8 protein-coding genes and 1 tRNA gene are annotated in these 13231 nt (G+C 63.2%); 4 read left to right on the top strand and 5 right to left on the bottom strand.

Features of this window, described 5'->3' with window-relative positions; translation table 11 throughout:
• The first annotated feature begins 246 nt into the window (after positions 1 to 246).
• Positions 247 to 2532: a lytic transglycosylase domain-containing protein gene (locus tag P6U24_RS21700; RefSeq protein ID WP_407160545.1), complete on the top strand. Its 2286-nt coding sequence runs from the start codon at positions 247 to 249 to the stop codon at positions 2530 to 2532.
• Positions 2533 to 2681: 149 nt separating this feature from the next.
• On the opposite strand, the gene P6U24_RS21705 is transcribed toward P6U24_RS21700, so the two are convergent.
• Both P6U24_RS21705 and P6U24_RS21710 read right to left on the bottom strand, forming a co-directional pair.
• Positions 2682 to 4226: a porin gene (locus P6U24_RS21705; RefSeq protein ID WP_407154540.1), complete on the bottom strand. Its 1545-nt coding sequence runs from the start codon at positions 4224 to 4226 to the stop codon at positions 2682 to 2684.
• Between the two features lie 730 nt (positions 4227 to 4956).
• A complete protein-coding gene (locus P6U24_RS21710; protein ID WP_407154541.1) occupies positions 4957 to 6516 on the bottom strand; it encodes a porin in 1560 nt (519 codons plus the stop codon).
• 384 nt (positions 6517 to 6900) lie between these two features.
• Here P6U24_RS21710 and P6U24_RS21715 point away from each other — a divergent pair, with 384 nt between their 5' ends.
• Positions 6901 to 7440, top strand: coding sequence for a MarR family winged helix-turn-helix transcriptional regulator (locus P6U24_RS21715; protein WP_407154542.1), 540 nt, complete (start codon positions 6901 to 6903; stop codon positions 7438 to 7440).
• 1 nt (position 7441) lies between these two features.
• Here the strand turns inward: P6U24_RS21715 and P6U24_RS21720 are convergent, their stop codons facing one another.
• The 3 genes from P6U24_RS21720 to P6U24_RS21730 form a co-directional block, all read right to left on the bottom strand.
• Positions 7442 to 8545 carry an alpha/beta hydrolase family protein gene (locus tag P6U24_RS21720; RefSeq protein WP_407154543.1) on the bottom strand — a complete coding sequence of 368 codons (1104 nt, stop codon included), beginning with the start codon at positions 8543 to 8545 and terminating at the stop codon, positions 7442 to 7444.
• A gap of 615 nt (positions 8546 to 9160) precedes the next feature.
• Positions 9161 to 9943: a Crp/Fnr family transcriptional regulator gene (locus tag P6U24_RS21725; RefSeq protein ID WP_407154544.1), complete on the bottom strand. Its 783-nt coding sequence runs from the start codon at positions 9941 to 9943 to the stop codon at positions 9161 to 9163.
• Between the two features lie 296 nt (positions 9944 to 10239).
• Positions 10240 to 11799: a porin gene (locus P6U24_RS21730; RefSeq protein WP_407154545.1), complete on the bottom strand. Its 1560-nt coding sequence runs from the start codon at positions 11797 to 11799 to the stop codon at positions 10240 to 10242.
• 775 nt (positions 11800 to 12574) lie between these two features.
• Between P6U24_RS21730 and P6U24_RS21735 the strand changes: the two genes are divergently transcribed.
• A tRNA-Ser gene (locus P6U24_RS21735) sits at positions 12575 to 12668 on the top strand.
• A gap of 295 nt (positions 12669 to 12963) precedes the next feature.
• Positions 12964 to 13119, top strand: coding sequence for a hypothetical protein (locus P6U24_RS21740; protein ID WP_407154546.1), 156 nt, complete (start codon positions 12964 to 12966; stop codon positions 13117 to 13119).
• Positions 13120 to 13231 lie beyond the last annotated feature (112 nt).

Raw genomic sequence — 13231 nt, forward strand, 5'->3', positions numbered from 1 at the left:
TACCGGGTCTTAGGACCCGGCGGAAGGCCCGCCGCCTGTGAACGAGCCCTGTCAACAGCACCCCGCCGTTCTCCGGTCGTGATTTTGCCGCGGAGTCGGCGCAGTATGGCGCAAGCTCAGGGTATATTTAGGATTTGTTCACCTTTTCGATAGACCAAGGCCGACAGGGATTGAACACCAGCCCCGCGAAGGAACGCCGTGCCCCCCTTTGCCCGTTCAGCCGCATTGCGATCGACCGCCGTGTCGATGTCCTTGACAGCCTGTCTCGCCGTGAGTCTTGCCGCAATCTGGGGCGACGCCTGGGCGAAGGACAAGGTTCCGGTGCCGAAGCCCCGCCCGATCTCGCGCGCGGGGGTGCCGAAGACCGCATCAGGTGACGGCGGCAAGGCCGGCAGCTCATCCAGCGCCAAGTCTGCTGCCAACAAGTCTGATTCGAACGCTGCTTCCAACAAGGCGGATACCAAGGCGGACGCCCTAGCCGAGATGAAGACCGATGCCAGGAAGCCCGGGCCGAAAGATATCGTCCCTGGCGCGACGGCCAGCATCCCGCCGGCGCCGCGGCAGCACGCCGCCCTGCCGCCAGCACGCAAGCCGGTGTTGCCGTCCGCCGTCGCCGCCACCTCGTCGACCTCGCAGGGCGACAAGGATACGCTAGAAAACGTGATCGAGCTGGTGCGCAAGCACAAGCCTGACGATGCCACCCAGGTCGAAACGAATATCTCGGACCCGGTGGCGCGCAAGCTCGCCGAATGGATCATCCTGCGCAGCGACAACAACAACGCCAGCGTAGAGCGCTACCGCGCCTTCATCACGGCCAATCCGAGCTGGCCGTCGCAGAGCTTCATGCGGCGGCGTCTGGAGGCCGCGTTGTGGGACGACAAGCGCGAGGACCAGGTGGTGTGGTCCTGGTTCGAGAACGAATCGCCCCTGTCGGCCAAGGGCCGCTTCTCGCTCGCCCGCGCCCTGCTGGCGCGCGGCGATCGCACCAATGCCGAGCGGCTGGTGCGCGAGGCCTGGCGCAATGACGCGATGTCGGAGGAGACCGAAAACAACGCCCTCGACCTGTTCGGATCGCTACTGTCGGGCGGCGACCACAAGGCGCGGATGGATACCCTGCTCTATGGCAGCGAGCAGGAAGCCGCGCTGCGAGCCGCCAAGCGGCTCGGCTCGGGCTATGTCGCGCTGGCCAAGGCGCGGATCGCTTCCAACCACAAGGCCGCGAACAGCCGTGCTTTGCTCGAGGCCGTGCCGGCCGAGCTGCACAACGACACCGGCTATATCTTCGCCAAGATCCAGCTCTTGCGGCGCGAGGAGAAGTTCGCGGAAGCCGCCCAGTTGATGATGAGCGCGCCGCGCGACCCGAACCGCCTCTACAATGTCGACGAATGGTGGATCGAGCGCCGCCTGATCTCGCGCAAGATGATCGACCTCGGCGAATATCGCACGGCCTATCAGATCGCGCGCGACGCGGCGTTGCCCAATCGCGACATCTACAAGACCGAGCAGGAATTTACCGCGGGCTGGATCGCGCTGCGCTTCCTCAACGACCCCGCCACCGCCGCTCAGCACTTTGCCCGGATCGGTGTCGGCAGCGTCAACCCGACCACGCTGGCGCGCGCCGGCTATTGGCAGGGACGTGCCGCCGAGGCGATGGGCCATATGCAGGAGGCGCGTGCCGCCTACAGTGCAGCCGCCGCGCAATCGACCAGCTATTATGGCCAGCTCGCGCGCGCCAAGCTCGGCATGCCGCAGCTCGCGCTCAACGCCTCGCTCGCCGGACGCGGCCGTGGCGTCGAGCGGCTAGAGATCGTGCGCGCGGTGCAGCTGCTCTACGATCTTGACGAAGGCGAGATCGCGATCCCGATCTTCGCCGACATGGGCGACAATGGCGACCAGGACGCCCTGCTCGGCCTTGCCGAGATTGCCGCGCGGCACGGCGATGCGCGCGCGATGCTGCTGGTCGGCAAGTCCGCGCTCAATCGCGGCCTGCCGTTCGACCATTACGCCTATCCGGTCAATGGCGTTCCGGCGTTCCGCGCGATTGGTCCCGAGGTCGAGCCGAGCGTGATCTTCTCGATCGCGCGCCAGGAGAGCTCCTTCAACCCGGCCGTGGTGTCGCCGGCGCAGGCCTATGGCCTGATGCAGGTCACGCCCGATGCCGGTCGTTACGTCTGCAAACGCGCCGGCGTCGGTTTCGACCTCAACAGGATGAAGACCGATTCCGTCTACAACGCGCAGCTCGGCGCCGCGGAGCTCGGTGGCCTTCTGGAGGATTATCGCGGCTCCTACATCATGACGTTCGCGGCCTACAATGCCGGCCGCGGCAGCGTGAAGAAATGGATCGATCGCTACGGCGATCCGCGCGATCCCAAAGTCGATGCGGTCGACTGGGTCGAGTTGATTCCATTCTCCGAGACCCGCAACTACGTGCAGCGGGTGATGGAGAACCTGCAGGTCTATCGCGCCCGCTTCGGCGGCTCGTCGCGGCTGCAGATCGAGGCCGATCTGCGCCGCGGCGCGACGGTGGAATAGCGAGTTGCGAATAGGGAGTGGCGAATAGCGAATAGCGCGTCGTCGCAGCAGGCCATTCCCTATTCGCTACTCGCTAATCCCTTCGCCAGCAAGAATCCCCGGCGGGCTGGGCTAGCCGCCGGGGGATTAGTCAGATTGCGTGACCGAGATCAGAAATTGCGCTGAGCACGCATCAGCAGCGAGACCGAGTCCTGGTCCTTGAGCTGGTAGACGGCTGCCGGCTTGGCGATCGCCGCAGCGGCCGGAGAGGTCGCGGTGCCGGCAAATTTCTGATCCAGATGGGTCCAGGCCACATCGGCCGAGAAGGTCAGATTTTTCACCGGCGTCCAGCGCGTGATCAGGCCCACCGTGGAAATGTTGAAGTCCGGATTGCAGTTCGGCCCCACGATTCCCAGCGCGACCATGCCTGCGCCGTTGCAGATCAGTCCCTTCGCTGTCGCGTTGTACCTGACGGCGCTCCAGGATCCATACAGCGCCGTATTCCAATAGGGATCCCAGTTATGGGTGAAGGCGCCGCGGGCGCCATAGGTCGTCGTCAGCTGCTGCTGAGTCCCATTGGCGAAAACGGAGTCGGACACGCCGGCAAAGCCAAGGCTCTGATAGGCGCCTGCGAGGTTGGTGCCGCCATACATCGCATAGTTGATCGGCGCCAAGCTCTGGAAATTATAGCGGCTCGCACCGTTAGTGTAGACGCCCTGAACGTTGAACGTGTCGCCAGGGCCTGTCGGGATGTTCTTGATCGACAGAGCAAGCTGACCGGCAAAGCCCCATTTGTCGGCCGGATGGCCCGTGACCTCCGTCGCACCGAAATAGGCTGCGTGGTTATCGTGCGCGGCGAGCGATGCCTGGAACAGGCCCCAGGCCTGGTCGACGCGCACCATGCCGACGATGTCAGGAGAGGTGGTGCCGCCGAAGGCGTTGCCGCCATAGGCGCCGCCGATCACGCCGGCGGCCGTCTGGATGGATGTGTTCCAAAGGTTCGACTGGGTGTAGAGCGATGGATCCTGCGCGGAGATCGCCGCCGTGACGCCCTGGCCGAAGTCCGCCGTGTAGGTGAACTGATTGACGCCGGTGACGGTCCCGCCACCGCCGGTCAGGCCGTCGAAATTGTTGCCGGGATAGTTGGTCCAGGGCGCATCGAACTGCGACACCGCCTTGCCCATCGTGAAGCCTGCGAACTGGATGAAGGCATAGAATACGCCGAGCGAACCGCCGGCGATGCCGTCATTGGAAAGACCGTTCACTGTGGTCAGGCCTGCCGTATTGGCAGCGCCGGTGTTATAGAAGGTCGAGCCGTTGCCAGCCCCGGCATAAGTGCCGGTGGTCCATTGAAACACGCCTTCGAAATAGGTGCGCACCACGCCGTATTCGGTCGCCGTGCGGGTGTCGATGTTCAGGTCCGTGCGCGCGCGGCTCGTGTAGATGTTGCTGAGACGATTGTGGGCGCCAGCGACGCCGTTGGTCGCGTTCTGAAACATGGCGTTTGTTGCGAAGGCGGTCTCGGCGCGCAGATAGCCGCCCAGCTTGATGCAAGTGTCGGTCCCGGGAATGTAGAAGAAGCCCGCGCCGTACAGAGAGCAGACTCTGACATACTCGACCGGCTTGGCCTTGATCGGCAGATCGGCTGCCTGCGCTCCACTCACGGCGAGCACCACCGCCGCCGAGCCAAATATAAGGCTCTTCCCCGTATTCATTCCGACCTCCGAACTGTTCTCTTAACTCTTACTCACGACGTTGGATCACGATGCCGGGCTTCGCCGCCCACCAGCGCCGGTCGATCACCTACGATCCACACAGTGCCGGCCATTAACGTTGCGCTCGCAACAATCGGGGGGCGTTTTTGGTGTTTTATCGGACCATTGTCGTGACGACGCCGAGACGGGGTTTTGCCGCTTGCCCCGTGCATGCCCCGGTCTTCCCCGGAGTGCGACGTCAATATTCCGCGGATTTGTCTCGATTGATCCCGAGCCCCGCTGCGCCTGGCAATGGGGCAACACCTGAACAACACGCCATTGCGCGTTGTTTCTTGACGCGTTTTTCCTGGAGGGTGCCGGGACTCGCCTCGCCTGAAAACGCTCCAGGCGTTCGCCGGACTTGCAAGGCTGCCCAGCAAAGGTCCCGCCTCGGACGTGACACAGCTTTGACGTGGCGACCGCAAGTTTGGGCGCGGCTGCCATACGGTCAACGCGAAACCGAAATCAGATGAGCACCGGCCGCCCAACAACTCTCCGCAATATTGGACGAATTCGCAGCAATGCTCCGGGAAGAGTTCAGCGCGCGCAGTGCAAAGGCTCTTTCAGGTGGAAAAGAACAGTGCCTGCCGCTCGCAACACATATGAATGGCCTGCCAAGTGGCCTACCCAAACAAAAACCTCCGGCGGTTGCCCGCCGGAGGTCTGTTGGATCGTCGTCAGGCGACTGGGATTACCAGTTGCGCTGCGCACGGATCAGGAGCGAGACCGTGTCCTGGTCCTTCAGCTCGTAGGTGGTGCCCGGCTTGGCGACACCGTTCAGAGCCGGAACCGTGGCGAAGCCCGAGTACTTCTGGTCGAGGTGGGTCCAGGCCACGTCGGCCGAGAAGGTCAGGTTCTTGACCGGGGTCCAGCGGGTGATGATGCCAGCCTGGCCCAGGTTGTAGTCCGGGTTGCAGTTCGCGGCGGTGATGCCGAGGGCAGTCATGCCGGCGCTGCCGCAGATCAGCGTCTTGGCAGTGCCGCTATACTGGACACCCGCGTAAGCGCCGTAGATCGCCGTGTTCCAGTAGGGGTTCCAGTTGTGCGTGAACGCACCGCGGAAGCCCCAGGTCGTGGTCAGCTCGAGACCCGTGCCAGTGGCCGCCGAAGTACCGGCATACACCGCATCGGACAGGCCGGCGAAGCCGACGCTCTGGTAGGCCAGACCGCTGCTGCCGAACATCGAGAACGCGATCGGAGCCAGGCTCTGCGCGTTGTAGCGGCTCGCGCCGTTGGTGTAGACGCCCTGGATCGAGAAGGTGTCACCGGGGCCCGTCGGGATGTTCTTGATCGACAAAGCCAACTGGCCGGCCCAGCCCCACTTGTCGCCGGGATGACCGGTGAGCTCGTTGGCGCCGTAATAACCGACGTGGTTGTCATGCGCAGCCACCGACGCCTGGAACAGACCCCAGGCCTGGTCGACACGCAGGCTGGCGATGAAGTCCGGAGACACCATGCCACCGTAGTTGCTGGCGCCGTAGGAGCCACCGACGATGCCGGCAGCCGAAGCCAGCGACGTGTTCGAGATATTGGTCTGGTAGTAGAGGGCCTGGTCTTCGGCCGAGACCGAGAACGTGATGCCCTGGCCGAAATCGGCGGTGTAGGCGAACTGGTTCACACCGGTGACGGTGCCGGAGCCGCCGTACAGCGAGTCGTAGTTGTTGCCGGGATAGTTGGTCCAGGGCGCGTCGAACTGCGACACGGCCTTACCCATGGTGAAGCCGGCGAACTGGATGAAGGCGTAGTACACACCGAGCGAACCGCCGGCGATGCCGTCATTGCTGAGGCCGTTGACGCTGGTCAGGCCGCCTGTGTTGGCCGAGCCGGTCGAGTAGAAGCTCGACCCATTGCCACCGCCGTTCGGGCTGTAGGTGCCGGTGGTCCAGCTGAAGGTCAGATCGGCGAAGGTGCGGACCACGCCGTATTCGGTCGCGGTGCGGGTGTCGATGTTGAGGTCCTCACGGGACCGGGCGAAGTAGTAGTTGCTGTAGCGATTGTGCGCGGCATTCACGCCGGTGAACTGGCCACCGAAGTCGCTGCCGGCATTGGCGAGACCGTCGACGCGCAGATAACCACCCAGCTTGATGCAGGTGTCAGTGCCCGGAATGTAGAAGAAACCGGCACCGTACAGGGAGCAGACCCTCACATACTCGACCGCTTTGGCCTTGATCGGAAGGTCGGCTGCCTGGGCCCCACTCATGGCGAGCAGACCCGCCGCTGAGCCGAGGATAAGGCTCTTCACCGTCTTCATGGATAAACCTCCAAGTTGCTCTCTTGGGAAAGGTCCGGACCAAAATCCCCCAGGACGATCCGCCTTTCCCATCCCGAAAAACCGCTTCAGCCGCTTCGCGCCATCGGACACACCCGCATCACGCGAGGGACTTAAGCGAAACATCTGCCACGGGACGATCGAGTAACCCCCGCCGTCGTCAGGAACTATGCCTGCGCCTTTCTGGTAAGCAAAACAGTTTATTGGCTCAGGTAATTGAATGAAGCCGTAATGTGTCGTGCCGGCAACACCGGTGCGATACTGCCTGCACCGCACACATGGCTGCCAGAACCATTCTAGTTGGGTGATTTCATTATGGATTTTTTTAAACTAGGGTCATGATCGCAAGTCATACGATCGCGAGTCATGTCGCCTAGCAATCCACCGAAGACCGGCTCTGCAGAGCCGGCGCAAACGACGCAACACGTCGGATCGGCGCACAAGAATCGCGACGCCGCCCGCCGATTCACCTGGGAGATCGCCTCGATCAGCGTCCATCTGGAAGAGCTGCGCTACTTCTGGGCCAAAGCGCTCGGCGTCAGCGGGCCGCAATGGATGATTCTGATGGCGGTCTCGGAACTCGATCAGGGCGACGGTATTCCGGTGAATGCCGTCTCCAAGATGCTGCACGTCGATTCGTCGTTCGTCACGACGCAGTCCAAGCTGCTCGAGAAGAAGGGCTTCATGCGCAGAAAGCCCGCGCCGGACGATGCGCGCGTCGTCCGGATGTCCTTGACCGATAAGACCTACAAGCAGCTCGCCAATCTCGAGGCCCAGCAGAACGCGATCAACGATTTCATCTTCGAGGAATTCGACGAGCAGTCGCTGGCCGCCTTCACCGACAAGCTCGCCGCACTGAAGAGCCGAATCGAGAAGGCCTGCATGAAGGTCACGCTCGGGATCTGAGTCAGCTCCAGAGCCGGCGCGGCTTGCTCAGTCGCGCCGCGATCCAGTCGAACACGAAGGCGTTGGCAGGCGCTGGATTGTCGGCACTGCCCTGCTCGCCGGCGAAGAGCTTCAGCGTGATGTCCGGGTGGTCCTGCTTCATCTGCGCCACGAGCTTGGTTACGTGGTCGGGCTGCAGCCATCCCTGCTCGCGCAGCGCGATCAGGACGGGGCACATGATGTGCCGCGCCACCTGGCTCGCGTCGCGGCCCGAGTCCACTACGGCGCGGCCGGAGGCCGCGCAGCAGGCCAGGAACGCCCGCTCGTGCATGTCCCAGAGGCCGGCATCGCAGACCGCGGCGGCGTAGCGCTGGTCGAAGGCGATGCCGCGCGCGACGAAGGACGAGCCCCATTCGTCGGCGAGCACGGCGATTCGGTCCTCGTCGACGTCTTCGCGCGCCGTCAGATAGTCCATGGCGGAGCCGACCGACGATTCGAGCTCGCGGCTGCCGACGATCTCGGCGAATCGTGCGCCGGTGCCGGGCCCGAGCAGGTCGACCACGAGCAGCGACAGTCCGCGCTCGAGGGCGAGATGGGCGAGCTTGGGCAGGCAGGCCTCCTTGCGCTGCCCCGGTTCGCTGATGCAGATCACTGCCGGCGCCCGGCCCGCCTCGGCCCGCGCCGGCAGGAAGTAGCCCTGCAGCGGATAGTCCGCACGCCAGGCAATCGTGACCACCTCGCCCTGCGGCTCACGGCAATGCAACGCGGCCCGCGCGCAACTCCGCATTCGGGCGACCATGGCCTGGTGGCGTGGATCGTCGTCTTCGAACGGAAACGCGGCGGCCTGATAGTAGGCGATGGCGCGCAGCCAGGCGCCCATGGCGGTCTCTGGGCAGCCGCGACCGATGGCGTTCTCCGCCACCGTGCTCGCCTGATGCGCCATCATGCCCCATTCGCGGTGCCAGGAATTCTCGTCATCGATGTCGATGCGCCGCGCTGCCGCGAGACAGTCGGCGAGGTCCGGCCCGGCGTGGGGCACGGAGCCCAACAGGCGCATGAACTCGTTGGAGAGATCTTCCCGCTCCAACCAGTGATTGTAGGTCTTCAGAAAGTCTCCCGACCGCATGGCAAGATCACTTTCGTGCTCCCTCCCTGGGGAACCAGAACCGTCACACAACTAAGGTAGAGTGACTTCACCAGGAATTTACCGTCAAGACTTCGCGAGATCTTTGTTGGTACGCTACCGGACACTGCCGCGATGCGGAATTGTCGCGCAAAGACGGAAAGAGCCGGAAAGGCAAATCACAGCCCCACGGCATAAGGTGTTCAATTCTTACTACGTTTTAGCTGGTCGGCGGGCGGCCAAAACCGAAAAGCCTCCAGCGGGGCATCGCTGGAGGCTTCGGAGGTCTAACATCAGATAAGCTTGTGTCTCCTCTGAGACCGGATGCCCATTCCTGGGCGATGACACGAGATGAAATTACCTTATCAACTCATATATGTTCAACACATTTCTTCGCCTTTTGCGCATCGCTTTATAAGCTGATGAATCGACGTAAGAATTCGCGGCCATGCGCGCCACCGACCCGCTTGCGGGCGCACCGGCGGTCCTCTTCGGGAGCAGTTTGACGCAAATCGCCCTAGACTAGAGCCTTCCGATTGAATCGGAACGGGGCTCTAGCTTTTTGTCTTGACGCGTTTTCTTGACGCGAACCCGGTATCCACTTCGCTTGAAAACGCTCTAGCCCTGCGGCTCCGGCAGATCATGCGCATATCGCGGCATGTCGCAGAACAGCCGGAAGCGGTCCTTCACGACCAGATGACACTCGCAGGCACGACGTTGCAGTGCGGCGACGTCGCGGATCTCAAGCGAGCCGCGGGCGCAGGCGATGAACCCGCCCGCCTCCATCTCCGCAAGCGCATGCGAGACGCCGGGCCGGCGCACGCCGAGCGCGCTGGCGATGAGGCCGTGCGTCACCGGCAGCACGTCGCTGCCGGCCAGTTCCCGCGCCAGCAACAGCCAGCGCGCCACTCGCTCGGGGATTTCGTGCTTGGCGTTGCACAGCGCGATCTGCGCCTTCAGAGCCATCAGGATCTGCACGTATTTGAGCAGATGCTCCTTGATCGTCGGCCGCTCCGCGAGAATCAGCCGCAGCCGCTCCGCCTCGATCGCAAGCGCCATTCCCGGCACCAGAACGACGGTGCGCTGGAGCGCCTGCATCGTGCCGAGCACAACCGAAACGCCGACAAACCCGCGGTGGCCGACGCTGGCGACCTCGACCGCCACACCGTCCTTGCCCGTGCGCAGAACGCGTGAGACGATTCCGCTCTCGATGAAATAGACCATCTGCGGGCAGCGGAACGCGTCATGCAGGATCTCGTTTCGCCGCAGCTGCACCGATTTCAAGTGAGGACGCAGGAACGCAAACTCCGCCTCGGGAAGCGTCGCCAGCACCATGTTGCGCACGGCAGGTGCGGCGGATGACGGCGCGACGACCGGCGCCGCGGAAGCGGTCTCAAACATCCTGCAACGAAACTCCATCCCATTGCTCTTCGCTCTTAGCGGCGATTGAGCTGCATTGCCTGTCAAAAATCGAAGCGAGCGCTTCGCTACGGCTGAAACGCAATTTGGAATAATCTCGCATCCCCTGCAAGCACGCGGACCTGCAATTTACGAGAGAGGGATCGTTCCATACTGTTCCTGCAATGAGGTCGCAGGAGCGACCGCCCACTTCCGTTGCCGGTAGCGATCGGCACCCAGCACAAAAAACCCCGGCAGTCGCCTGCCGGGGTTTTCGTGATCAAGATCGGACGATCAGATCAGAAGTTGCGCTGAGCACGGAGCATCAGGCTGACCGTGTCCTGGTCCTTCAGCTCGTAGGTCGTGGCCGGCTTGGCGACACCGTTCAGAGCCGGAACCGTCGCGACGCCCGTGTACTTCTGGTCGAGGTGGGTCCAGGCCACATCAGCCGAGAAGGTCAGGTTCTTGACCGGGGTCCAGCGGGTGATGATACCAGCCTGGCCCAGATTGTAGTCCGGGTTGCAGTTCGCGGCGGTGATGCCGAGGGCAGCCATACCGGCGCTGCCGCAGATCAGCGCCTTGGCAGTGCCGCTATACTGGACACCGGAGTAAGCGCCGTAGATCGCCGTGTTCCAGTAGGGGTTCCAGTTGTGCGTGAACGCACCGCGGAAGCCCCAGGTCGTGGTCAGCTCAAGACCCGTGCCGTTGGCGGCCGAGGTGCCGGCATACACGGCATCGGATAGGCCGGCGAAGCCGACGCTCTGATACGCGATGCCGCTGCTGCCGAACATCGAGAACGCGATCGGAGCCAGGCTCTGCGCGTTGTAGCGGCCCGCACCGTTGGTGTAGACGCCCTGGATCGAGAAGGTGTCACCGGGGCCCGTCGGGATGTTCTTAATCGACAAAGCCAACTGGCCGGCCCAGCCCCACTTGTCGCCGGGATGACCGGAGAGCTCGTTGGCGCCGTAATAGCCGACATGGTTGTCATGCGCAGCCACCGACGCCTGGAACAGACCCCAAGCCTGGTCGACACGCACGCTGGCGATGAAGTCCGGAGACACGAGGCCGCCGTAGTTGGAAACGCCGTAGTTACCGCCAACAATGCCGGAAGCCGAAGCACCCGACGTGTTCCAGATGTTGGTCTGGTAGTACAGGGCCTGGTCTTCGGCCGAGACCGACAGCGTGATGCCCTGGCCGAAATCGGCGGTGTAGGCGAACTGGTTCACACCGGTGACGGTGCCGGAGCCGCCGTACAGCGAGTCGTAGTTGTTGCCGGGATAGTTGGTCCAGGGCGCGTCGAACTGCGACACGGCCTTACCCATCGTGAAGCCGGCGAACTGGATGAAGGCGTAGTACACACCGAGCGAACCGCCGGCGATGCCGTCATTGCTGAGGCCGTTGACGCTGGTCAGGTTGCCGCTGTTGGCGGAGCCGGTCGAGTAGAAGGTCGAGCCGTTGCCGCCGCCGTTGCCGGAGTAAGTGCCCGAAGTCCAGGTGAAGACGACGTCGGCGAAGGTGCGGACCACGCCGTATTCGGTCGCGGTGCGCGTGTCGACGTTGAAGTCTTCACGGGAGCGCATCATGTAGTAGTTCGTCAGGCGATTATGCGCCGCGCTCGAACCGGTGAACTGGCCGCCGAAGTCACTGCCGGCATTGCCGAGGAAGTCGGCACGCACATAGCCGCCCAGCTTGATGCAGGTGTCGGTGCCGGGGATGTAGTAGAAGCCCGCGCCGTAGAGCGAGCAGACGCGCACATATTCGACAGCCTTCGCCTTGATCGGCAGATCGGCCGCCTGCGCCCCGGCCACAGCGAGCAGAGCCGCCGCAGAGCCCAGAGCAAGGCTCTTCATCACGTTCATATGTTAAACCTCCAAGTTGCTCAGTCAGGGAAGGTTCCGGCTCCGCCGGGTGTGAGACACCCTTGAGGTTTGGTCCCCTTGACCCCTTCGACCCGTCACTCAGCCGCACCGCGCACTCGGACACACCCGCGTGAACGCGAGGGACTTGAGCGAACGACCTAAACGGGACGACGTCGGGATGCCCCCCTTCGTCGCTTGGGCAGAATTACCGAACAAGATTGCACACGCAACAAAGGAACCGCTCGGCCAGCCGTCCCGCGCGGCGTTTTTGGGGCGGTGTTGCACAAATAACACGAAGTCTTGATCACCCCCGGCCTCACAAGCTTTTGTTTTCGTGAGATTTTTCGCGCGTCGGCTATTTCGATCCTCTCCCGGCCACAAATTCAGCACGGCTAGGGCTCCGCACCTTCGACGCGCATCCGCCCGGATTCGGCACGAGCGAAAGCGCCCCCGTTATAGAATCGCGATGGCAGATCATCCCGGGACCAGCGCAGGGCAAACGGCCTGAAGTGGCCTTCCCGGCTCGTGTGCGCGGGCCCGCAGCAGAAGGATTCGCACGCACACCGGCCCGAGGGTGCCGACCTTTAGACTAGATGTGGTCGGGACATCATTGATGGTCGCGCGGGAGCAGCGGGCCTTCCAGCAACCAGCTCGCGATGCAGCCAGCAAAGGTGCCGGCGCGATGCCTCTTCGGAGCCCTCGATCGCCAGATTTCTGTGCGTCTTCAATCTGCCGCTTGCGGCCCGCCGCGACGTCGGGCATACCGACCGCAGCCGGAGACGTGGCCGAGTGGCTGAAGGCGGCGGTTTGCTAAACCGTTATAGGGTTGTAAAGCCCTATCGAGGGTTCGAATCCCTCCGTCTCCGCCAGTCCCCCGCGGAATGCCGAGAACCTCGCGCTTTCCCGATCCCCCAGCCAGACCTCTTCCCGCCCGGCAAGCGTGGCTCTTGCGCTCTCCGTTGTCACGATCGCGGCGTTTCGTTGCGCAGAGAGAGCCCTGCGCGGCACCGAGCACCGGTTGGGACGTGCGGGCATCCGCGCGTCAACGTCTTCCGCCTCACTCACATTCCGCGTCACTCACAAAACGTCTTGCGCGGGGTGAACCAGTTCAGCAGCCAATGCGACAACTCGTCGTGGGTCAGGAACATGCTTGGAGATGTTGCGATGGTCGCTGCGATCGCTCGGGTTATTGCGCGCGTTTCCAAGGCTACCGATGATAACGAGACGCTCAAGATCCTGACTATTTTCTGCCTGACCGGCCTCCTGGTCGCGGTCGTGGCGGCACGCCATGAGTTGGACATGAGCTGGGCTTTCTTCTGAAACAGGACCGCACTGGATCTGCGGGGCGACACTTCTCGCGCGCCGTAGTGAAGTCAGTGCGCCTTGTTCACGAGAGACCGTTCTGGTGCAAGACCATACCGCCCGGCCCTGA

It is taken from the genome of Bradyrhizobium sp. STM 3557 (genome assembly GCF_045571465.1).
Classification (GTDB): domain Bacteria; phylum Pseudomonadota; class Alphaproteobacteria; order Rhizobiales; family Xanthobacteraceae; genus Bradyrhizobium.